The 20,404-nt window shown below is 72.9% G+C and carries 23 protein-coding genes; 4 read left to right on the top strand and 19 right to left on the bottom strand.

From position 1 onward, the window contains the following. Positions 1-121 precede the first annotated feature (121 nt). From ACI6PP_RS19055 to rimP, 11 genes are all read right to left on the bottom strand, one after another. Complete coding sequence (locus tag ACI6PP_RS19055; protein ID WP_421113206.1) at positions 122-715, bottom strand: hypothetical protein; 594 nt, start codon at positions 713-715, stop codon at positions 122-124. 240 nt (positions 716-955) lie between these two features. After that, positions 956-1,561 (bottom strand): dihydrofolate reductase family protein, encoded by a 606-nt coding sequence (locus tag ACI6PP_RS19060; protein WP_421113207.1) that lies wholly within the window; start codon positions 1,559-1,561, stop codon positions 956-958. A 5-nt stretch (positions 1,562-1,566) separates the two neighbouring features. After that, entirely contained in the window at positions 1,567-1,845 is a 279-nt protein-coding gene (locus tag ACI6PP_RS19065; RefSeq protein ID WP_421113208.1) for a DUF1905 domain-containing protein, read from the bottom strand. A 30-nt stretch (positions 1,846-1,875) separates the two neighbouring features. Further along, positions 1,876-2,316: an NUDIX hydrolase gene (locus ACI6PP_RS19070; protein WP_421113209.1), complete on the bottom strand. Its 441-nt coding sequence runs from the start codon at positions 2,314-2,316 to the stop codon at positions 1,876-1,878. Between the two features lie 19 nt (positions 2,317-2,335). Next, on the bottom strand, positions 2,336-3,070 hold the full coding sequence (locus ACI6PP_RS19075; RefSeq protein ID WP_421113210.1) for a class I SAM-dependent methyltransferase: 735 nt from the start codon (positions 3,068-3,070) through the stop codon (positions 2,336-2,338). 44 nt (positions 3,071-3,114) lie between these two features. Next, positions 3,115-4,002 (bottom strand): tRNA pseudouridine(55) synthase TruB, encoded by an 888-nt coding sequence (gene truB, locus ACI6PP_RS19080; protein WP_421113211.1) that lies wholly within the window; start codon positions 4,000-4,002, stop codon positions 3,115-3,117. Then, entirely contained in the window at positions 3,999-4,460 is a 462-nt protein-coding gene (gene rbfA, locus ACI6PP_RS19085; protein ID WP_421113213.1) for a 30S ribosome-binding factor RbfA, read from the bottom strand. Before rbfA ends, truB begins: the two co-directional genes overlap by 4 nt. Before the next feature lie 83 nt (positions 4,461-4,543). After that, positions 4,544-7,411, bottom strand: coding sequence for a translation initiation factor IF-2 (gene infB / locus ACI6PP_RS19090; protein WP_421113214.1), 2,868 nt, complete (start codon positions 7,409-7,411; stop codon positions 4,544-4,546). Positions 7,412-7,502: 91 nt separating this feature from the next. Further along, positions 7,503-7,901 carry a YlxR family protein gene (locus ACI6PP_RS19095; RefSeq protein ID WP_421113215.1) on the bottom strand — a complete coding sequence of 133 codons (399 nt, stop codon included), beginning with the start codon at positions 7,899-7,901 and terminating at the stop codon, positions 7,503-7,505. Next, positions 7,898-8,938: a transcription termination factor NusA gene (nusA, locus tag ACI6PP_RS19100; protein WP_421113217.1), complete on the bottom strand. Its 1,041-nt coding sequence runs from the start codon at positions 8,936-8,938 to the stop codon at positions 7,898-7,900. The genes ACI6PP_RS19095 and nusA overlap by 4 nt, the downstream gene beginning before the upstream one ends. A 1-nt stretch (position 8,939) precedes the next feature. Beyond that, on the bottom strand, positions 8,940-9,425 hold the full coding sequence (rimP, locus tag ACI6PP_RS19105; RefSeq protein ID WP_421113219.1) for a ribosome maturation factor RimP: 486 nt from the start codon (positions 9,423-9,425) through the stop codon (positions 8,940-8,942). Between the two features lie 136 nt (positions 9,426-9,561). Between rimP and ACI6PP_RS19110 the strand changes: the two genes are divergently transcribed. From ACI6PP_RS19110 to ACI6PP_RS19125, 4 genes are read left to right on the top strand one after another with little or no spacing between them, the layout of a single operon-like run. After that, entirely contained in the window at positions 9,562-10,119 is a 558-nt protein-coding gene (locus tag ACI6PP_RS19110; protein ID WP_421113221.1) for a hypothetical protein, read from the top strand. Further along, positions 10,116-10,556: a DUF4439 domain-containing protein gene (locus ACI6PP_RS19115; RefSeq protein WP_421113222.1), complete on the top strand. Its 441-nt coding sequence runs from the start codon at positions 10,116-10,118 to the stop codon at positions 10,554-10,556. Before ACI6PP_RS19110 ends, ACI6PP_RS19115 begins: the two co-directional genes overlap by 4 nt. Positions 10,557-10,604: 48 nt before the next feature. After that, complete coding sequence (locus ACI6PP_RS19120) at positions 10,605-11,744, top strand: GNAT family N-acetyltransferase (protein WP_421113223.1); 1,140 nt, start codon at positions 10,605-10,607, stop codon at positions 11,742-11,744. Between the two features lie 29 nt (positions 11,745-11,773). Continuing rightward, complete coding sequence (locus ACI6PP_RS19125) at positions 11,774-12,394, top strand: DUF1707 SHOCT-like domain-containing protein (protein ID WP_421113224.1); 621 nt, start codon at positions 11,774-11,776, stop codon at positions 12,392-12,394. On the opposite strand, the gene ACI6PP_RS19130 is transcribed toward ACI6PP_RS19125, so the two are convergent. The 8 genes from ACI6PP_RS19130 to ACI6PP_RS19165 all read right to left on the bottom strand — a co-directional run. Beyond that, complete coding sequence (locus ACI6PP_RS19130) at positions 12,361-14,136, bottom strand: proline--tRNA ligase (RefSeq protein ID WP_421113225.1); 1,776 nt, start codon at positions 14,134-14,136, stop codon at positions 12,361-12,363. The genes ACI6PP_RS19125 and ACI6PP_RS19130 overlap by 34 nt on opposite strands. An 8-nt stretch (positions 14,137-14,144) precedes the next feature. Next, the gene (locus ACI6PP_RS19135) at positions 14,145-14,528 is read right to left on the bottom strand and encodes a DoxX family protein (RefSeq protein WP_421113226.1); all 384 of its coding nucleotides are present in this window, start codon (positions 14,526-14,528) and stop codon (positions 14,145-14,147) included. A gap of 9 nt (positions 14,529-14,537) precedes the next feature. Continuing rightward, the gene (locus tag ACI6PP_RS19140) at positions 14,538-14,927 is read right to left on the bottom strand and encodes a YchJ family protein (RefSeq protein WP_421113227.1); all 390 of its coding nucleotides are present in this window, start codon (positions 14,925-14,927) and stop codon (positions 14,538-14,540) included. A 2-nt stretch (positions 14,928-14,929) separates the two neighbouring features. Then, a complete protein-coding gene (locus ACI6PP_RS19145; RefSeq protein ID WP_421113228.1) occupies positions 14,930-15,772 on the bottom strand; it encodes a GNAT family N-acetyltransferase in 843 nt (280 codons plus the stop codon). Positions 15,773-15,846: 74 nt separating this feature from the next. Beyond that, positions 15,847-16,995: a flavodoxin-dependent (E)-4-hydroxy-3-methylbut-2-enyl-diphosphate synthase gene (gene ispG, locus ACI6PP_RS19150; protein ID WP_421113229.1), complete on the bottom strand. Its 1,149-nt coding sequence runs from the start codon at positions 16,993-16,995 to the stop codon at positions 15,847-15,849. Positions 16,996-17,035: 40 nt separating this feature from the next. Continuing rightward, entirely contained in the window at positions 17,036-18,349 is a 1,314-nt protein-coding gene (locus tag ACI6PP_RS19155; protein WP_421113230.1) for a M50 family metallopeptidase, read from the bottom strand. Next, the gene (gene dxr, locus ACI6PP_RS19160) at positions 18,346-19,575 is read right to left on the bottom strand and encodes a 1-deoxy-D-xylulose-5-phosphate reductoisomerase (protein WP_421113231.1); all 1,230 of its coding nucleotides are present in this window, start codon (positions 19,573-19,575) and stop codon (positions 18,346-18,348) included. The genes ACI6PP_RS19155 and dxr overlap by 4 nt, the downstream gene beginning before the upstream one ends. A gap of 87 nt (positions 19,576-19,662) precedes the next feature. Further along, positions 19,663-20,404, bottom strand: a 742-nt coding sequence (locus tag ACI6PP_RS19165) for an ABC transporter permease (RefSeq protein ID WP_421113232.1), incomplete at its 5' end; no start/stop codon positions are given.

The raw sequence follows: 20,404 nt of genomic DNA on the forward strand, positions 1-20,404 counted from the left end.
GAGCACCGCGAACGCGGGGTGCTCGGTGAGCGGGAGAGCGGTGACCGTCATACGCCCATTTTACGACAGTCGAACACGCGTTCGCAACGGTGTGGACGTGGAGCGGTCCTATCTGGATTGCCTACCGACCTCGTCGCCACTTGTCCACAGAACGTCGAGGTCCCCAGGGAGTCGCGAAGACCAGGGCGACCGAGGTTCCTCTCGACACGACCGACCCACCCGTGGGGATCGTGCCGACGAGGAAGAGGTCGGCGGGGTCCGACCCAAGGTCCCCTCCCGGCACGTCGGTCACGACACCTGCGCCCCGCAGCCTCAACCCTGCACGGTCCAGGAGGACTCGGGCCTGCGCCTCGTCCGGTTGCGGGCACGAAGTGAGCGGGTCGGCGGGTTCGACACCCATCAACACGTTGGGCACCGCGACGTACGCGTCGGGCACCAGCTGCGCGGTGTCGGCGATGGCGCGCACGTCCGTTCGCGGCCCGTCGAGGAGGAGAGACCCTCCGAGCGCGGGCGCCGCCAGCGCGATGCTCGTGTAGCTGTGCACACCGGCGGGATCGACGACCAGCTCCTCGGTCACGTGGACCGGGTGGCCTCCGACCACCTTCGTCGATCCGGGCCGACGTGGGTCGTGCCGTGGTTCGAACGACGACGGCTGCTGCTCCTCGTCGCTCAACCTGATGCTGACGGCTCCGTCCAACGGGCTCCAGATCGCCATCGCTGGCATCATGCGCATGGGGAGGACCACCGCGCTCCGTCTGACCTCCACGAGTCCGATCTCGACCGGCCAGGCCTTCGGCACCTCGATCGCGAGTCGACCGGCTGCGAGGAGACGGGTGGATGGAGCGGTCACCCGGTCAGTGCACCAGTCGCGAACGCGGACGGCACCCGAATATCGCGTGTTCGTCGACGTGGCCGTGCCTCGACGTGCGGGCGGTGCGGCTCCGGGCCCCGCGCCCTACGGCTCCCGCAGCACCGGATAGACCAAGTGCAGCACCCGGTCCGCCTCGATGACGGTCGTCGGGTCACCCAGCCGCACGGGGGCGCCGCCCGCGAGAGCCCCGAAGAACGGCCGCCCCTCCCCCAGCACGACGGGTGCGAGGTCGATCGCGACCGCGTCGAGCAGACCGGCCTCGAGGCACTGGCGCGCGACCGTCCCGGCCGCGACGGCGACGTCGCGCTCACCTGCCAGGGAGCGGGCGAGGGTCACCGCAGCCTCGACCCCGTCGGTGACGAAGTGGAAGTCCTCCGACCCCGGGTAGGACCAGTCGGTCGGCGCCTGGTGCGTCAGGACCACCACCGGCGTCCCGATCGGGTGGGTGCCGCCCCAGCCGTCGACGAGGTCGAACAGCTCGCGACCGACCACCAGCGCGCCGAGCCGCCCGACCCACGAGCGCCAGTAAGCGGCACTCGTCGCGGTGAGGGAGAACGAGACGTCGGGCGACGCGGTCGTCACGGCCTCGTCGCCCGTCTCGTACCAGTCGAAGAGCGGGTCGATCCCGTGGTCGTGGTGCGCGATGAACCCGTCGAGCGACATCGTCGCGCTGGCGATCACCTGGCCCACGCGACTCACCTGATCCGCTCGGTGAGGTGCACCTCGACGTCGTCACCGTCGGACTTGCCGATGGCCTTGCGGATCGGCGACGCGACGGGCAGCTTGTGCGTGCCGTCCCCCAACGCCATGAACGCCCCGGTGAAGGGGTGGCCGTCGACGGTGCCTGCGACCTTGACCAGGCCGCGGGTGCCGAAGACCTGCGCCGAGTCCGGCATCTGCACACAGGTCCAGGTGTCGCCGGGGCGCACCTTGCCGAGCGTGGCGGTGAAGGTGATGTCCAGGGGTGTGCTCATGGTGCTACTGACCGGCCAAGGCACCCGGACTCATCGCCCCCGCCAGGCCTCGATCGCGACGTCCACCAGACCCACGCGTGGCTCGTCGCCCGCCACCGCGTCGAGCGGCATCCAGGCGGCGTGGTCGGTCGTCCCGCCCACCTCGACGGTCCCGAGGCTGCCGCCGACGACGTGCGCGGTGTAGACGACGCGCACCGACTTGAACGGGCGCGGCGGACGCGGGCCGCCCTGGCCGGCGGACGAGTGCACCGTCAGCAGTCCGTCGAGCTCGACGTCGTACCCGGTCTCCTCGTGCACCTCGCGGACGACCGCCTCCTCAGCGGTCTCCTCGAGGTCCACTCCTCCGCCGGGCAGCGTCCACCCCGGACGGCCGCGGGTCGAGCCGTTGTACCAGGACAGCAGGATCTGCTCGCGCTCGTCGACGATCACCGCGTACGCGGCCAGACGGGTGTCGTACTCGCTGAAGTGCACCCCGAGAACCTAGCGGCGGCTAGGGCTTGCGCCACACCGACACGTGGCTCTCGCTGTCGGAGGTGAACGGGCTGCGGTACCAGTCGGCGTACCGGCCCTCGAGCTCCAGACCCGCGAGCCGCGCCATCAGGTCGCACTCGGACGCCCACAGGTAGCGGAAGTGCCCGGAGTCGTGGCGGGCCGTGCCGTCGGGGGCGGTGCGGTAGTGGTGGGACGTGCACCGCTGGGTCACCGGGTCGTAGGTGTCGAGGCAGAGGTAGTCGTCCTCCACCACCATCGGCGCGGCGAGACGGCCCGGCGGCAGCCGTCGCAGCGGCGGCACCCACAGCTCGATCACGAACCGGCCGCCCGGCGCGAGGTGGCGGGCGGCGTTGGCGAAGCACGCGACCTGCTCGTCCTGCGTCCGCAGGTTCGAGATGGTGTTGAACACGAGGTAGACGAGCGCGAACTCGCCCGGAACCCGGGCCGTGGCCATGTCGCCGACGACGACGGGCAGGGCCTCGGCGTCGACCTTGTGCCGCAGCTCGGCGAGCATCGCCGCGGACAGCTCGATCCCGCTCACCGGCACGCCGCGCTCGAGGAGGGGGACGGCCACCCGTCCGGTGCCGACGGCCAGCTCCAGGGCCGCGCCGTCACCGGCCAGGTCGGCCAGCACGTCGACGGTCGGGACCAGCACCTCCGGGGCGAACATGCCGGCCGAGTCCTCGTCGTACCGGCGCGCCGTCACCTCGTCCCACACCTCGCTGCTGGTCACGGCGCCGAGCATGCCGCCGGACGCGGACCCGCGTCGACCGGTTCTCAGCCGACGAAGACCGCCACCGGACGCGCGTCGGCGCCCCGCTGCTCGTAGAGCGCCAGGAACTCGGGCCCGTCGAACAGCGCGACGGGGCCGGGGGCGCCGAGGTCGAAGCCGGGCAGGGGCCGGCCGAAGCGGACGTCGCGCGCCGTGTCGTCGTCGAGGTCGACGCTCGCGAACGCCGCGCGTGCGGCCTCGTCGAGCGGCACCATCGTGAAGGAGACGGCGAGCTCGTCGAGGGTTCGGGCGACGTCGAGGCCGAAACCGCCGACGCGGGTGCGGCGCAGGGCCGTCAGGTGGCCGCCGACACCGAGGTCGTCGCCGACGTCGCGGGCCAGCGCCCGCACGTAGGTGCCCGACGAGCAGGTGACGTGGGCGTCGAGGTCGACGCAGCCGTCCACGTCGGACGGGCGCAGCGGCCCGACGTCGAAGCGGGCCACGTGGACGTCGCGCGGCGGGATCTCGACGGTCTCGCCGTCGCGCACGCGGGCGTAGGCGCGGCGGCCGTCGATCTTCACCGCCGACACCGACGACGGCACCTGCGAGACGTCACCGGTCCAGGCCGACGCCGCCCGCGCGACGTCGGCGTCGGTGACGCCGGACGCCGGGGCCGAGGCCACGACCTCTCCCTCGGCGTCGTCGGTGGACGTGCGCTGCCCGAGCCGGATCGTCGCCTCGTAGTCCTTGTCGGCGAGCGTCAGGTGGCCCAGCAGCCGGGTGGCCCGGTTGACCCCGAGCACCAGCACGCCGGTGGCCATCGGGTCGAGCGTGCCGGCGTGGCCGACCTTGCGCGTGCCCGCGAGGCGGCGGGTGCGGCCGACGACGTCGTGCGACGTCCAGCCCCCGGGCTTGTCGACGACGACCAGCCCGGAGGCGGGGGCGTCGCTCACTCGGGGCGGTCGGACTCGTCGAGGTCCGCGTCGTCGCCGGCCACCTCGCGCACGCGGTAGGGGTCGGGGTCGCCGGCGTGCACGGCGCCGGCGGACGCGGCCGCCACCGCGGCGTCGGACTCGCGCGCCTTGGCGAGCAGGTCCTCGATCGCGCGGGCGTTCTCGGGCACCGCGTCGAGCACGAACTCGATCGACGGCGTGTGCCGCATGCCGAGCTGCTTGCCGACCTCGGAGCGGATGATGCCCGTCGCGCTGACGAGCGCCGCACCGGTGCCGTCGATCGCGTCCTGGTCGCCCATCACGGTGTAGAACACCGTGGCGTGCTGGGTGTCGCCGGTGACGCGGACGTCGGTGACGGTGACGAACCCCAGGCGCGGGTCCTTGATCCGGTGCTCGAGCATCTGGGCGACGACGACCTTGATCCGGTCGGCGACCTTGCGGACGCGCGGTGAAGCCATGGGCTCTTCTCCTCGTTGGTGGTGCGGACGCGGAACGGGCGGCCGGTCAGATGACCGACCGCCCGTCCCACCAGATCGTGCTCTCAGCCGCGCGGGACCTCACGCAGCTCGAACGTCTCGATGACGTCGTCGATCTTGATGTCGTTGAAGCCACGCAGGGTCAGACCACACTCGAAGCCCTCGCGGACCTCGCTCGCGTCGTCCTTCTCGCGTCGCAGGCTCGACAGGTCGAGGTTGTCCGCGACGACGTTGCCGTCGCGCAGCAGCCGCGCCTTGGCGTTGCGCTTGATCGAGCCCGACGTGACCATGCAGCCGGCGATGTTGCCGATCTTGGAGGAGCGGAAGATCTGACGGATCTCCGCGGTGCCCAGCTGGGCCTCCTCGTAGATGGGCTTGAGCATCCCCTTGAGCGCGGCCTCGATCTCCTCGATGGCCTGGTAGATCACCGAGTAGTACCGGATCTCGACGCCCTCGCGGTCGGCGAGCTCGGCGGCCTTGCCCTGGCCACGGACGTTGAACCCGATGATGATCGCGTCCGACGCCGCAGCGAGGTCGACGTTGGTCTCGGTGATCGCACCGACACCGCGGTCGATGACCCGCAGGTTGACGTCGTCGCCGACGTCGATCTTGGCGAGCGCGTCCTCGAGGGCCTCGACCGAACCGGATCCGTCACCCTTGAGGATGAGGAGCAGCTCGTTGTTGGCGCCCTTGGACATGTTCTCCATGAAGTCCTCGAGCGTGCGACGGCTCGTGCGCTTGGCCAGGGCGGCCGTGCGCTCGCGGGCGTCACGCTTCTCGGCGACCTGACGGGCGACGCGGTCGTCGGCGACGACCATGAAGTTGTCGCCCGCACCGGGCACGGCCGACAGGCCGAGCACCAGCACCGGGCGCGCCGGCATGGCCTCCTCGACGTTGTTGCCGTGCTCGTCGAGCAGCGCACGGACGCGGCCGTAGGCCGGTCCGGCGACGATCGAGTCGCCGACGCGCAGCGTGCCGCGCTGGACCAGGACGGTCGCGACGGGGCCGCGTCCACGGTCGAGGTGACCCTCGATCGCGATGCCCTCGGCGTTCTGCGTCGGGTTGGCCCGCAGGTCGAGCGCCGCGTCCGCGGTGAGGACGATGCCCTCGAGCAGACCGTCGAGGTTCAGCCTCTCGCGCGCCGAGACGTCGACGAACATCGTGTCGCCGCCGTACTCCTCGGGCACCAGGCCGTACTCGGTGAGCTGACCGCGCACTTTGGACGGGTCGGCACCCTCCTTGTCGATCTTGTTGACCGCCACCACGATCGGCACGTTGGCCGCCAGTGCGTGGTTGAGGGCCTCGATCGTCTGGGGCATGACGCCGTCGTCGGCCGCGACCACCAGCACCGCGATGTCGGTGGCCTGCGCACCACGGGCACGCATGGCGGTGAACGCCTCGTGACCGGGGGTGTCGATGAAGGTGATGGCGCGCTCGTCGCCGTCGACCTCGGTGCGCACCCGGTACGCGCCGATGGTCTGGGTGATGCCGCCGGCCTCCTTGTCGACCACGTTGGCGTCACGCAGCGCGTCGAGGAGCTTGGTCTTTCCGTGGTCGACGTGACCCATGACGGTGACGACCGGCGGACGCGCGATGAGGTCGTCCTCGCTGCCCTCGTCCTCACCGAACTCGAGGTCGAAGGACTCGAGCAGCTCGCGGTCCTCCTCCTCGGGCGAGACGACCTGGATGTCGTACTCCAGCTCCTCGCCGATGATGCGCAGGGTGTCGTCGTTGACCGACTGGGTCGCGGTGACCATCTCGCCCAGCGCGAACAGCACCTGCACCAGCGATGCCGGGTCGGCGCCGATCTTCTCGGCGAGGTCGGTCAGCGAGGCGCCACGGCGCAGACGGATCGACGCGCCGTCGCCCTTGCGGACGCGGACGCCACCGGCCTGCGGCGGTGCGCTCTGGTCGAACTCCTGGCGCTTCGCGCGCTTGGACTTGCGTCCCCGGCGGACCGGGCCTCCTGCGCGACCGAACGCACCCTGCGTGCCACCACGGGCACCGGGACGACCGCGACCACCGAAGCCGCCGGGACGCCCGGGCGCACCGGCGCCTGCGCCGGGAGCGCCGCCACCGGGTGCACCGCGACCGCGGGCACCGCCGGGACCGCCGCGGCCCGGAGGGCCACCACGGGCCCCGCCGCGACCGGGCGCGCCACCGAGGGCGGGCGAGGACTGCTTGGGCATCATCGCCGGGTTGGGGCGAGGCATGCCGCCGGGACGCGGCGCGGCCGCGTCACCGCTGCGCGCGGCGGGCGGACGCGGGGGCATGCCCTCGCGGTCGCGCGCCGGGGGCGCCGTGGAGTCGGTGCCGCGACCGGGGCGCTGCATGCCCTGGCGCGACGAGAACGGGTTGTTGCCGGGACGCGCGCTGGGCGCGCCGCCGCGGGCGGCCGGCGGGCGCGGGGTGGCGCCGGGAGCCGAGCCGGGACGGGGTCCGCCGCCGGGACGCGGGGCGTCCGAGCGTGCGGCCGGGACCTCGGGCGCCGCGGGGGCGTCGGGGACCTCGACCTCGCGGGCCGCGGGGGCGACCGGGGCCGCGGGGGCCTGGGGCTCCGGCTCGGGCGCACGACGTGCGGGACCGGGCATGGGGCCCGACGGCGACGGCGCGCGCGTGGCGGGAGCCGGCGTCGGCGGGGCCTCGGCGGCCGGGGCCTGCGGGGCCGCGGGCGTCGGGGCGGCAGGCGTCGCGGCAGCCGGCTGCGACGGACCGGGGGTGGGAGCGGCGGCGGGCTTCTTGCGCGCCGCCTTCTTCTCGCCCTTGGCGCGCAGCTCGTCGCCGAACTGCTCGTTGAGCCGGCGGATGACCGGCGGCTCGACGGTGGACGACGCGGACTTGACGTACTCACCCATGTCGCTCAGCGTCGACAGGACTTCCTTGCTGGTAATGCCGAACTCTTTGGCGAGCTCGTGGACTCGGACCTTGGCCACTGTTCTCCTTCTGGGGGACCCGCACCCCAGAAGACGGCCTGGGGCAGGGTTAGACGACGTGCTTGCTCATGTGGAGGAACTCATCGAGTGCTCATGAGCGGGAGCTCCGTTCTTCCTGGACGTGTGTGGATGCGGAGGCGGGCTCCGCGGTGCTGTGGTGGCGTCGTTGCTCGGACTCGACCAGGACGGCCACCAGGCTCGTGTCCACCGGGCCCGGTGTTCGCAGGGCCCTGGTGAACGCCCGCCGGCGTGTCGCCTGCTCGAGGCAGGAGACCCGGGGGTGCAGGTGCGCACCCCGTCCTGGTGCCGCTCCGCGGAGGTCGGGGACCACGACGATCTCGTCGCCGTCTCCCACCGCCACGAGGCGGACGAGGTCGGACTTCGCAGCCCTCTGCCGACATCCGATGCACGTGCGCACGGGGCGCGAGGGCGTGGACGGGGCGTCGGGGCTGCTCACCACCGTCGAGTCTAGCCGGTCGGCCCCACTCACGTCCCCTCGGGCGTGTCGCCGCGGGGGTCGGCGGCGGTGTCGGAGCGGATGTCGATGCGCCAGCCGGTGAGCCGCGCGGCCAGGCGGGCGTTCTGCCCCTCCTTGCCGATCGCGAGCGACAGCTGGAAGTCCGGGACGATGACGCGGGCCGAGCGCGCCTGGCGGTCGACGATGAGCACCTCGCTGACGCGGGCCGGCGACAGCGCCTGTCCGACGTACTCGGCGGGGTCGTCGGAGTAGTCGACGATGTCGATCTTCTCGCCGTGCAGCTCGGACATCACGTTGCGGACGCGCTCGCCCATCTGGCCGATGCACGAGCCCTTGGCGTTGACGCCGGGCACGGTGCCCTTGACCGACAGCTTGGTGCGGTGGCCGGCCTCGCGGGCGATGCCGGCGATCTCGACCGACCCGTCGGCGATCTCGGGCACCTCGAGGGCGAAGAGCTTGCGGACCAGGCTCGGGTGGGTGCGCGACACCTGCACCTGCGGCCCGCGCATGCCCTTGCGGACGCTGGTGACGATGACCTTGATGCGCTCGCCGTGCTCGTACCGCTCCCCCGGCACCCGCTCGGCCGGCGGCATCAGCGCCTCGAGGCGTCCGAGGTCGACCAGGACGTCGTCGGGGTTGCGCCCCTGCTGGACGACGCCCGACACGAGGTCGCCCTCCTTGGCGGCGAACTCGCCGAACTTCTGGTCGTCCTCGGCGTCGCGGAGGCGCTGCAGGATGACCTGGCGGGCGGTGGAGGTGGCGATGCGGCCGAACCCGGTGGGGGTGTCGTCGAACTCGGCGCTGAACAGCGGTCCGCGGTCGGCCGGGGGCTCCTCGCCCTCGGGGACGGGCTCGCGCTCGAGGCGCTCGCGGGCCCAGACGACGACGTGGCCGTTGCCGCGGTCGAGCTCGACCCGGGCGTTCGGCCGGGCGCCCTCGGTGCGCTGGTAGGCGAGCAGCAGGGCCTGCTCGATCGCCTGCACGACGACGTCGAGCGACAGCTCCTTCTCGCGCTCCAGGGCGCGCAGGGCGTTCATGTCGATGTCCATGTCAGGCCTCCTCTTCCTTGCGGTTGAACTCGACCTGGACGCGGGCGCGCCGCACGTCGGCGTAGGCGACGCGGACGGCCTGGCCCTCGACGTCGAGGTCGGCGCCGTCGTCGTCGGCGGCGGTGATGCGGCCCTCGATCGCCTGGGTGCCCGACTCGTCGTCGAACGTCACGGCGACCAGGCGCTTGACGTTGCGGCGCCAGTGCTTGGGCTCCTCGAGGGGCTTGTCGACGCCGCGGGAGCTGACCTCGAGCGTGTAGGCCTGCGAGCCCATCGCGGAGTCGTCCTCGTCGAGGTTGCGGGTGATCGCGCGCGTGGCCCGGGCCACCTGGTCGAGCGTCAGTCCGTCGTCGGAGTCGAGGACGACGCGCACGACGCGACGCTTGCCGGCAGGGGTGATCTCGACCGAGTCGACGTCGAGCCCGAGGGGGGTCACGCTCTGGTCGAGCAGCTCGGCCAGGGCGGCGGGGATGGAGTGTCCGGTCACGGTCGGTGCGCCTCGCGATCTGGAGTTGTGGCGTTTCTCGCTGCGGTTCACGTCCAGGGTGCCGGACGTCCCGGACAGCGTATACGCAGCCGGTGACGCCCCCGACCGCGCCGAACGCCTCCGGTAGCGTCGTCCCGTGCCCCTCGCCAGCCCGCTCCCCCGACGCGCCCTGGTGCGTCTCGCGGTCCTGGGGTCCGGCGTCGTCGCGCTGGCCGGGTGCGGCGCGCTCGACCGCGTCCCCCGACCGGCACCGCGACGCCGCGAGGACGACGCCGACGAGACGCTGGTGGCCGCCGCGCTCGCCGACCAGCAGCGCGTCCTGGCCGTCGCGGTCGCGACCCGCAGCGTCCACCCGGCCCTCGCCGCCACGCTCGACCCGGTGGTCGAGCACCACCGCACCCACGTCACGGTGCTCGGCGGCTCCCCGGACGACGCGAGCACGCCGTCCCCGACAGCCTCGACCAGCCCGTCGGCGACGGCGTCACCGAACCTGCCGACGATCTCCGCCGACCCCGCGGTGGCGCTCTCCGAGCTGGGCGCCGCCGAGCGGGCCGCCGGCGAGGCCCGCGGGTCGAACTCGACCGCCGCCGCCTCCGGCGACCTCGCCCGCGTGCTCGCCGCGATGGCCGCCGGCCAGGCCCAGCACGTCGTCGTCCTCGCCGCGGCCGCCGCCTCGCTCGGGGACGGCTCGTGAGGGCCGCGGCCGCCGACGACGGTCTCGTCGACGCGTGGCAGGAGGCGCTCGCCGCCGAGCACGCGGCGGTCTACGCCTACGGCGTGGTGGCGGGCCGCCTGGACCGCGACACCCCGCCCCAGGTGCGGGCCACCGCGTCCTACCGCGCGCACCTCGAGCGCCGGGACGTGGTCGCCGCGCGCATCGCCGCCGCCGACGCCGTCCCGGTGCAGGCCGAGCCCGCCTACGAGCTGCCCGGGAGGATCACGGACGCGGCGTCCGCACGGCCCGTGGCCCAGCAGGTCGAGGACCGGTGCGCCGTCGTGCACGCGGCCGTCGTGGCCGCTGCCGAGGACGACCGGCGCACCGAGGCGCTCGGGTGGCTCACCGACTGCGCCACCCGCCTGCTCGCCTGGGGCGGGTCGGCCTCGGCGCTCCCCGGCTACGAGCGGCCCTGACGGCGAAACCCGGTGGCGTCGCCCCGGCAGCCCCGGCAGGCTGACGCCATGCCCTGGCCGCCGAGACGCTTCCCCGACGACGTCCCCACGCTGACCCGCGGCGACGTCACCCTGCGCGCTCACCGGCTCGAGGACGCCGACGCCGTCGTCGAGCAGTGCACCGACCCCGACTCGGTGCGCTGGACCACCGTCCCGCTCGGGTACGACCGCGCGATGGCGCTCGACTGGATCGGTGACGGCGTCGGCAGCGGCTGGCGCGACGGCACCGAGCACCTGTTCGCGATCGAGGCGACGCACCCCGACGGCGTCCGCCGGTTCTCCGGGTCGCTGTCCCTGCGCGACGAGGGCGACGGCCGCGCCGAGGTGGCGTTCGGCCTGCACCCGGCCGTCCGGGGGCAGGGCGTGATGGCGACGGCTCTCGACCTGCTGCTCGCCCACGGCTTCGACGACCTCGACCTGCAGACCGTCGTCTGGTGGGCCGAGGTGGGCAACGCCGCCTCGCGCAAGGTCGCGTGGCGGGCCGGCTTCACGTTCGGCGGCATGATGCGGCGCTGGCTCGTCCACCGCGGCTCGATGGTCGACGCGTGGGTGGCCACGCTGCACCGCGACGACCCCCGCACGCCGCCCACGCCCTGGTTCCAGGCGCCCGACCTGCTCACCGAGCGCCTCCACCTGCGTCCGCTGGGGCCCGGCGACGTCGACCGCGTGGTCGAGGGCTGCGGAGACCCCCGGACGCAGCACTGGCTGGACTTCCTGCCCTCGCCCTACACACGCCAGGACGCCGTGGAGTACGTCCACACCACCCAGGCGCAGGGCTGCAGCGGGACCGGACCGACCTGGGCCGTCACGCGCCAGGACGACGACCTGCTGCTGGCGGCCGTCGGCATCCCGAGGGTCGGGCGGCACAGCGCCGAGATCGGCTACTGGACCCACCCCGACGCCCGCGGGACGGGCGTGATGACCGAGGCCGTGGCGGCGGTCTCGGCCTGGGCGCTGAGCGACGCCGGGCTGGGTGGGCTGGGCAAGCGGCGCGTCCACGTCAAGGTGGCCGACGGCAACAGCGCGTCGCGACGCGTCGCCGAGGCCAACGGGTTCGTCCTCTGCGGCCGCGAGACCGCGGCGGAGACGGCGCGCGACGGCACGGTCGTCGACATGCTGCTGCTCGAACGGGTCGCCGACCCTCGGTGACGGCCCCCCGATCTCCTAGGGTGGTGGGCATGTCGAGCGACCACGACCCCCGTCGAGGCCTGCGAGCGAGCGACGCCGACCGCGAGGCCGTCGTCGAGATCCTGCGCGACGCGGCCGGCGAGGGACGGCTGTCGTTCGAGGAGATGGACGAGCGGCAGGACGCCGCCTACGCCGCCCGCACCTACGCCGAGCTCGAGCCGCTCGTCGCCGACCTGCCCGACGCGGAGCTCCCGTGGGCCGACGCGCCGCGCGCGATGGTGCCGCTCGCACCCCGCGACGAGCCGCTGGTGCTGACCGCCGGCGGCACCAACCAGGCGCGCCGCGGACGCTGGGCCGTCCCGGCGCGCGTGGTGCTCAACCCGCAGGTCTCCTCGATCGTGCTCGACTTCCGGCACGCCACCTGTCCGCACCGCGTGGTCGCCGTCGAGGTGCACGGAGGCGTCGGCAACGTCACCCTCGTCGTCCCCGACGGGTGGGGCGTCGACACCGACCAGCTGCGCTCGTCGTGGGGCACCGTGCGCAACAAGCGTCAGCAGACCGCCGAGCGCAGCTCCCCCACGCTCGTCGTCTCCGGCGGCATCGGCATGGGGACGTTCCGCGCCCGCGGCGCGCTGTTCTACGAGCGGCTCGGCGACTCCGGCGAGGTCTGAGCCAGCTGCGCGACCACGTCGGCCAGTGGCACGTCGGCCCGCTCGCCGCTGCGGCGGTCCTTGACCTCGACCACGCCGTCGACGAGGCCGCGGCCCACGACGACGATCGTCGGGACGCCGATCAGCTCGGCGTCCTTGAACTTCACGCCGGGCGAGACCTTGCGACGGTCGTCGTAGAGCACCGTGACGCCCGCGGCCTCGAGGTCACCGGCCAGGGTCTCGGCGGCGTCGAAGATCGCGTCGTCCTTGCCCGTGGCCACGAGGTGCACGTGGGCGGGTGCGATCTCGCGGGGCCAGATGATGCCGGACTCGTCGTGCGAGTTCTCCACGATCGCGGCGACGGCGCGCGAGACGCCGACCCCGTAGGAGCCCATCGTCACGGTGACGAGCTTGCCGTTCTCGTCCAGCACCTTGAGGTCGAGCGCCTCGGCGAAGCGGCGGCCGAGCTGGAAGATGTGCCCCATCTCGATGCCGCGCGCGAGCTCGAGCGGCCCGGAGCCGTCGGGGGCGGGGTCGCCCTCGCGGATCCCGGCGGCCTCGATGACGCCGTCGGCGGTGAAGTCGCGGCCCGCGACGAGGTCGATCACGTGCGACCCGGCGACGTCGGCACCGGTGACCCAGCGGGTGCCCTCGACGACGCGGGGGTCGAGCAGGTACCGGATGCCCGAGGCGTTGTCCGTCCCGAGCGCGCCGGGCCCGATGTAGCCCTTGACGAGCGCGGGGTTCGCGGCGAAGTCGGCCTCGGTGAACGCCTCCACCTCGGCGGGCTCCACCTGCGCGCCCAGGCGCTTCTCGTCGACCTCGCGGTCGCCGGGCAGGCCGATCGCGACGGGCTCGCGGGTGCCGTCGGGGTGACGCAGCACCACGACGACGTTCTTCAGGGTGTCGGCGGCCGTCCAGGGGCGGTCGTCGCGCGGGAACGCGTCGTTGAGGTGGTCGACGAGGGTGTCGATCGTGGGCGTGTCGGGCGTCTGCTCGGCGTGGGCCGCGGGCGCGTCGTCGTAGGGCACCGCGTCGGGCACGGGCACCCGAACGGCCTCGACGTTGGCCGCGTAGCCGCCGGGGCTCCGGACGTAGGTGTCCTCGCCGTTCTCGGCGATCGCGAGGAACTCCTCGCTGGCCGATCCGCCCATCGCGCCCGACATCGCCGAGACGATGACGTAGTCCAGGCCGAGGCGCTCGAAGATCCTGATGTAGGCCTCGCGGTGCGCCTGGTAGGACACCAGGAACTGCTCGTCGGTGACGTCGAAGGAGTAGGAGTCCTTCATCACGAACTCGCGCCCGCGCAGGATGCCCGCGCGGGGACGCGACTCGTCGCGGTACTTGGTCTGGATCTGGTACAGCATCACCGGCAGGTCCTTGTACGAGGTGTACAGGTCCTTGACCAGGAGCGTGAACATCTCCTCGTGCGTGGGGCCGAGCAGGTAGTCGTTGCCCTTGCGGTCCTTGAGCCGGAAGATGTTGTCGCCGTAGTCGGCCCAGCGGTTCGACGCCTCGTAGGGCTCGCGGGGCAGCAGCGCCGGGAAGTGCACCTCCTGCGCGCCGATGGCCTCCATCTCCTCGCGGACGATGCGCTCGACGTTGCGCAGCACGGTCCAGCCGAGCGGCAGCCAGGAGTAGATGCCGGGGGCGGCGCGGCGGACGTAGCCGGCACGCACGAGCAGGCGGTGGCTCGGGACCTCGGCGTCCGCGGGGTCGTCGCGCAGCGTGCGCACGAACAGGCGGGACATGCGGGTGACCATGGGGGTCCTCACTCGCCCTGACGGGCGGCCTTGAGAGCGGTGGTGATCAGGGGCACCTGGAGCGGCAGCCGGGCCAGGGTGCCGAGCCGCCAGGTGCGGGTGGCGCGGGTGCTGCGGTGCGCGGTGACGGCCATCTGGACGTTGCCCGGGAACACGCCGGCCATGAGCGCCGCGGTGGCGTACCCACCGACCCGGCGGGTGCGCGGGTGGAGCAGCGCGGCGGCGCACGCCAGCTCGGCGACGCCCGACGCGTGCACGACCGTCCGCGGCGAGCCCGGCAGGCCGCGCGGGATCATCGGCTCGAAGATCGCCGGGCGCGCGAGGTGGCCGACGCCCGCGACGGCGAGGATCGCCGTGAGGGCCTTGACGTCGAGGCTGGTCGTGGTGGGCACGGATGGACCCTACCGGTCACCCGTGGCCACCCCGTCGAGGTACAGCCACCGGCCGTCCTCGCGGACGAAGCGGCTCCGCTCCTGCTGCTGTCCCCGGCCCTCGGGCCCGCGGTGGAAGGCGCGGAACTCGACCACGCCGTCGGTGTCGAACGGCCCGCCGGCGCTCGTCGCCAGCACGTCGAGGCGGTACCAGCGGCGGTCGGCGTCCAGCTCGATCGACGGCGGACGCGTGCTGGGGTGCCAGGTCGCCAGCAGGTAGTCGGGGTCCCCGATCGCGAACGCGCTGAACCGCGAGCGCATCAGCTGCTCGGCGGTCTGCGCGACCGCCTCGCCGCGGTGCAGGCGCCCGCAGCAGTCGTCGTGCGGCAGGCCCGACAGGCACGGGCACCGCGACGTCATGGTCAGAACAGGATCGACGCGAACGTCGCGACCTGGCGGAAGCCGACGCGGGCGTACGACCGGCGGGCGGCGGTGTTGTGGTCGTTGACGTAGAGCGTGACGGTGGGCGCGATCGTGCGCATCGCCTCGACGACGACGGCGGCCATGCCCGACTCCGACAGCCCCTCGCCCCGACGGGACGGGTCGATCCAGACGCCCTGGATGTGGCAACCGGCCTCGGTGGCCGCGGTGACCTCGGCCTTGAACACCACGCGCTCGTCCTCGATGATCGCGAACGCCCAGCCCTTGGAGATCAGCTGCGCCACGCGGGCGCGGTAGCTGTGCCGACCGGGCGCCTCGGGGCTCTCGCCGATCTCCTCGGTGAACATCGCGACGCTCGCCGGGTAGAGCAGGTCGAGCTCGTCGATGAGCACCCGTCGCACGCGCGGGTCGGGCGCCACCTGCGGCGGGCCGTCGATGAGCAGGAACGGCTGCTCCAGGCGCAGGGAGCGGGCCTCGCCCCAGCTGGGGCGGACGTGCTCCCACAGCGCGAGCACGTCGTCGCGCGGGCCGAGCAGCGACGACGACATGCGGGCCATCGTGGCCGCGCGGCGCCCGAACGCGTCGAGCGCGGCGGGCGTGGCCGAGACGGGCACCAGGTTGGCCGCGACGTGGCACGCGGACACCATCGTCTCGCCCTCGTAGTAGCCCCACATGTGGCCGCCGAACCACCGCGGCTCGAGCCGGGTGGTGGCGAGCCGGTGGTCGACGAAGACGTTCACGATCGGGTCCTGCCGGACCACCCGCGACAGCTCGGGCAGGTCGGCGGGACCGAGCGTGCGCACGCCGTCTCGCGTCTCGAGCACCGTCGACCTCCCCTGTCGGGACGAGCCTACCGGCGAGCGGCGCTCCCGGACGACCGCGCCCGGGAGCGGGCCGGCTAGGAGATCTTGACCTCGGCCGAGGCGCCCTCGACGGGCTCCATGTCCTCGGCGATGCGCATGGCCTCCTCGATCAGGGTCTCGACGATCTGCGACTCGGGAACGGTCTTGATCACCTCGCCCTTGACGAAGATCTGGCCCTTGCCGTTGCCGGAGGCGACACCGAGGTCGGCCTCGCGCGCCTCGCCGGGACCGTTGACGACGCAGCCCATGACGGCCACGCGCAGCGGGACCTCCATGCCCTCGAGGCCGGCGGTGACCTCCTCGGCGAGCTTGTAGACGTCGACCTGCGCGCGCCCGCAGGAGGGGCAGGAGACGATCTCGAGCTTGCGGGGGCGCAGGTTGAGCGACTGCAGGATCTGGATGCCGACCTTGACCTCCTCGACGGGAGGGGCCGACAGCGAGACGCGGATGGTGTCGCCGATCCCCTTGCCGAGCAGGTAGCCGAACGCGGTGGCGCTCTTGATCGTGCCCTGGAACGCCGGGCCGGCCTCGGTGACGCCGAGGTGCAGCGGCCAGTCGCCGCGCTCGGAGAGCATCTCGTACGCGGTGGCCATGATCACCGGGTCGTTGTGCTTGACCGAGATCTTGAAGTCGTGGAAGCCGTGCTCCTCGAACAGGGACGCCTCCCACATCGCCGACTCGACGAGCGCCTCGGGCGTCGCGCGCCCGTACTTCTCGAGCAGGCGCCGGTCGAGCGAGCCGGCGTTGACGCCGATGCGGATCGAGGTGCCGCGGTCGGCGGCCGCCTGGGCGATCTGCTTGACCTGGTCGTCGAACTTGCGGATGTTGCCGGGGTTGACCCGGACGGCCGCGCAGCCCGCGTCGATCGCGGCGTAGACGTACTTGGGCTGGAAGTGGATGTCGGCGATCACCGGGATGTTGGACTTGCGCGCGATGTCGGGCAGCGCGTCGGCGTCGTCCTGGCTCGGGCACGCGACGCGCACGATGTCGCAGCCCGACGCGGTGAGCTCGGCGATCTGCTGCAGGGTCGAGTTGACGTCGGAGGTCAGCGTCGTGGTCATCGACTGCACCGAGACGGGGGCGTCGCCACCGACCTCGACCGTGCCGACACGGATCTTGCGGGTCTTCTTGCGCGGCGCCAGCGTGGCGGGCGGCGGAGCAGGCATTCCCAGGTCGACGCTCATCGGCGTGTTCGGGTCCCTTCGAGTCGGTTCGGGTGCGGCGTCAGGTCAGTCGCAACGGGTTCACGATGTCGACGTAGATCAGCAGGACGCCCATCACCAACAGTACGGCGCCCACCGCGTAGGCCACCGGGAGCGCCTTGCCGACGTCCACCGGACGTGGCTCGGGTCGCTTGAAGACCTTGGCGAAGGCCCGCTTCACGCCCTCCCACAGCGCGCCGACGATGTGCCCGCCGTCGAGCGGCAGCAGCGGGATGAAGTTGAAGAGCGCCAGGAACAGGTTGAGCGAGGCCAGCAGGCTGATGACGAAGGCCACCTTCTCCTTGACCGCCGCCTGGTCGTCCGAGGCGACCTCGCCGGCGATCCGGCCGGCGCCGACCACGCTGATCGGGCTGTTCGCCTCGCGCTCGCCGCCCACGGCGGCCTTGGCGACGTCGACCATGCGCTGGGGCAGGTGCAGGATCGCCTCGCCGGTCGCGACGGTGACCGAGCCCATCTGGTCGAGGGTGTACCCGACCCCGTGACGCACGTAGACCTGCGTGGGCTCCACGCCGAGGAACCCGACGTCCTCGATCCGGTCGGGGTCGATCTCGCCGGACGCGCTCATGGCCTGGCGCGGGATGACCTGCGTGCTGACGTCGCGGGTGATGCTCTGGCCGTCGCGCTCGTAGGTGATGGGGACGGTGTTGGAGCCGTTGTCGCGGATCAGCTGCGTCAGCTGGGGCCAGCTGGAGACCTGGCGACCGTCGAACGCGGTGATGGTGTCGCCCGCCCGGAGGCCGGCGGCCGCCGCGGGCGCGGCGGGGTCGGACGCCTTGCAGGCGCGTCCGGCCTCGGTGTCGGCGATGACGCAGCGCGACACGGCGTTCACCTGGGTGGTGGGCGTGATCGCCCCGATCGTGGCGAACATCAGCAGGAAGAGCACGAACGCGATGACGACGTTGACCATCGGCCCGCCGGCCATGACGATCAGCTTCTTCCACCAGGGCAGCCGGTAGAACATGCGCGGCGCGTCCTCGGGCCGGACGTCCTCGTACTCGGCGCTGCGGGCGTCGGCGATCAGCTGGGTGAACAGTCCGGTGTTGGACTTGCGGACGTGGGTCTCGTCCTCGCCCGGCTCGGGCGGCAGCATGCCGACCAGCTTGACGAAGCCGCCGAGCGGGAAGGCCTTGAAGCCGTACTCGGTCTCGCCGCGGCGGACCGACCAGACGGTCTTGCCGAAGCCCACGAAGTACTGGGTGACCTTGACGCCGAACTTCTTGGCCGGGTACATGTGCCCGACCTCGTGCAGCGCGATCGAGACGACGATCCCGACGGCCACGGCGAGGACGCCGAGGGTGTAGAGCAGCACCGTCACCGCTGGTCCTCCTGGAGCTCTGTGATCTCACCGGCCCGTGCGCGAGCCCAGGCGTCCGCGGACAGCACGTCGTGCACCGTCAGCGCCGAGGACGAGCGTACGTCGTCGCCCTGAAGGTGCTCTGAGAGAACGTCGGCCACCACGTCCATCATCGCCGGGAACGACAGGTGCCCGTCGCGGAACGCCTGGACGCAGACCTCGTTGGCGGCGTTGTAGACCGCCGGTGCGGTGCGACCGTGCTCGCCGGCCCGACGGGCGAGCGCGACGGCGGGGAACGCCGTCTCGTCGAGGGGCGCGAAGTCCCACGAGGTCGGCCGGGACCAGTCGCACGGGCGCGAGGCGCCCGGCAGCCGCTCGGGCCAGGCCAGGCCGAGCCCGATGGGCAGCTTCATGTCGGGCGGCGAGGCCTGCACCATCGTCGAGCCGTCCACCATCTCGACCATCGAGTGCACCGTCGACGTGGGGTGGACGACGACGTCGATGCGGTCGAAGCCGATGTCGAAGAGCAGGTGCGCCTCGATCACCTCCAGGCCCTTGTTGACCAGGCTGGCGGAGTTGATCGTGATGACGGGCCCCATGTCCCACGTGGGGTGGTTCATCGCGTCCGCGACGGTGACGTCCTCCATCTCGGCGCGCGTGCGTCCGCGGAACGGGCCGCCGCTGGCGGTGACCACCAGGCGCGCGACGTCCTCGGGGCGCTCGCCGCGCATCGCCTGGGCCAGGGCGGAGTGCTCGGAGTCGACGGGCGCCATCTGCCCCGGACGCGCGGCGGCGGTGACCACCGGCCCGCCGACGATCAGGGACTCCTTGTTCGCCAGTGCCAGCAGGGTGCCGGCCTCGAGCGCGGCCAGCGTGGGCAGCAGGCCGACCGAGCCGGTGATCGCGTTGAGCACCACGTCGCACCGCAGGGCCGCGACGTCGGTGGCGGCGTCGGGGCCGGCGACGATGCGCGGCAGCCGGGCGTCGCCGGTGGCGTACCCGCGGCGCTGCACCTCGGCGTACAGCGCGAGCTGCACGTCCTGCACGGCGCTGGCGCGGGCGACGGCCAGCACCGGCACGTCGTGCTCGAGCACCTGCCGGGCGATCAGCTGCGGGTCGCTGCCCCCGGCGGCGAGGCCCACGACGCGGAACCGGTCGGGGTTGTCGCGCACGAGCTCCAGCGCCTGGGTGCCGATGGACCCCGTGGAGCCGAGGATGACGACGTCGCGACGTGCGGGTGAGGGCATGGGAGCAGTGTCCCAGCCCGGCCCCGGACGCGGCTCGACGCTCCGGCCCACCCCCGTGAGGGGCCGGAGCATCGAGACGATGGGGGCCTACTTGACCTCGGAGCGCAGGAGCGTCCAGACGCCGACGACCATCGGCAGCACGATCCAGATCGCGCTCGCGGTGGCCAGCTGGGCCCAGTTCTCCCCGGTCATGCTGGCGTCGAACAGCGGGGTCTGCGCCCGGTTCAGCTCGACCCAGGGCCAGATGTCGCTGAACCACTGCTGGAACGCGGCGAGCGCGCCGAACAGGCTGGAGACCACGAAGATGTAGGCGTAGTAAATGACGATCGCCGCGGCCGAGTTGCGCAGCACCGTGGCGAACGCGAAGGCGCACAGCAGCCCGAGCACCTGGACGAGCAGCCAGCCGGCCGCGCCGTCGAACCCGAGGTTCCAGGTGGGGTCGACGCCGTTGACGGCGGCGCCCACCACGGTGGCGACGGCGGCCAGACCGATCGCGATGACGATGGTCACCAGGCCGGTGAGCAGCACGGCGAGCAGCTTGGCCACGACCGTGCGGCCGCGTCGCGGCTCGAGCGTGAACGTGACCAGGCCCGTGCGCTGGCTCCACTCGCTGGTGACCGAGAGGATCGCGACCACCGGGAGCAGCACGCTGAGCGGCGAGCCGATCGCGGTGATGAACGTCTGGTGCGTCATCTGGGCGTCGCCCGCCACCAGGATGACGATGACGGTGGCGGCGACCGAGATCGCGAGGACCGCGATCAGCAGCCACAGCCCGGCCCGGGTGTCGGCGAGCTTGCGGAGCTCGACCTTCACCAGGCGCGACAGCGGG

Origin of the sequence: Solicola agrisoli, from assembly GCF_049059935.1 — a bacterium.
Taxonomy (GTDB): Bacteria; Actinomycetota; Actinomycetes; order Propionibacteriales; family Nocardioidaceae; genus JAURVT01.

Bases quoted from the DNA above. Each gene is read 5' to 3' on its own strand.
- nusA (WP_421113217.1), bottom strand. From the start codon at position 8,938: ATGGACATCGACATGAACGCCCTGCGCGCCCTGGAGCGCGAGAAGGAG.
- ispG (WP_421113229.1), bottom strand. From the start codon at position 16,995: ATGAGCGTCGACCTGGGAATGCCTGCTCCGCCGCCCGCCACGCTGGCG.
- ACI6PP_RS19065 (WP_421113208.1), bottom strand. From the start codon at position 1,845: ATGAGCACACCCCTGGACATCACCTTCACCGCCACGCTCGGCAAGGTG.
- dxr (WP_421113231.1), bottom strand. From the start codon at position 19,575: ATGCCCTCACCCGCACGTCGCGACGTCGTCATCCTCGGCTCCACGGGG.
- ACI6PP_RS19130 (WP_421113225.1), bottom strand. From the start codon at position 14,136: ATGGTCACCCGCATGTCCCGCCTGTTCGTGCGCACGCTGCGCGACGAC.
- ACI6PP_RS19140 (WP_421113227.1), bottom strand. From the start codon at position 14,927: ATGACGTCGCGGTGCCCGTGCCTGTCGGGCCTGCCGCACGACGACTGC.
- ACI6PP_RS19120 (WP_421113223.1), top strand. From the start codon at position 10,605: ATGCCCTGGCCGCCGAGACGCTTCCCCGACGACGTCCCCACGCTGACC.
- ACI6PP_RS19055 (WP_421113206.1), bottom strand. From the start codon at position 715: ATGGCGATCTGGAGCCCGTTGGACGGAGCCGTCAGCATCAGGTTGAGC.
- ACI6PP_RS19125 (WP_421113224.1), top strand. From the start codon at position 11,774: ATGTCGAGCGACCACGACCCCCGTCGAGGCCTGCGAGCGAGCGACGCC.
- rbfA (WP_421113213.1), bottom strand. From the start codon at position 4,460: ATGGCTTCACCGCGCGTCCGCAAGGTCGCCGACCGGATCAAGGTCGTC.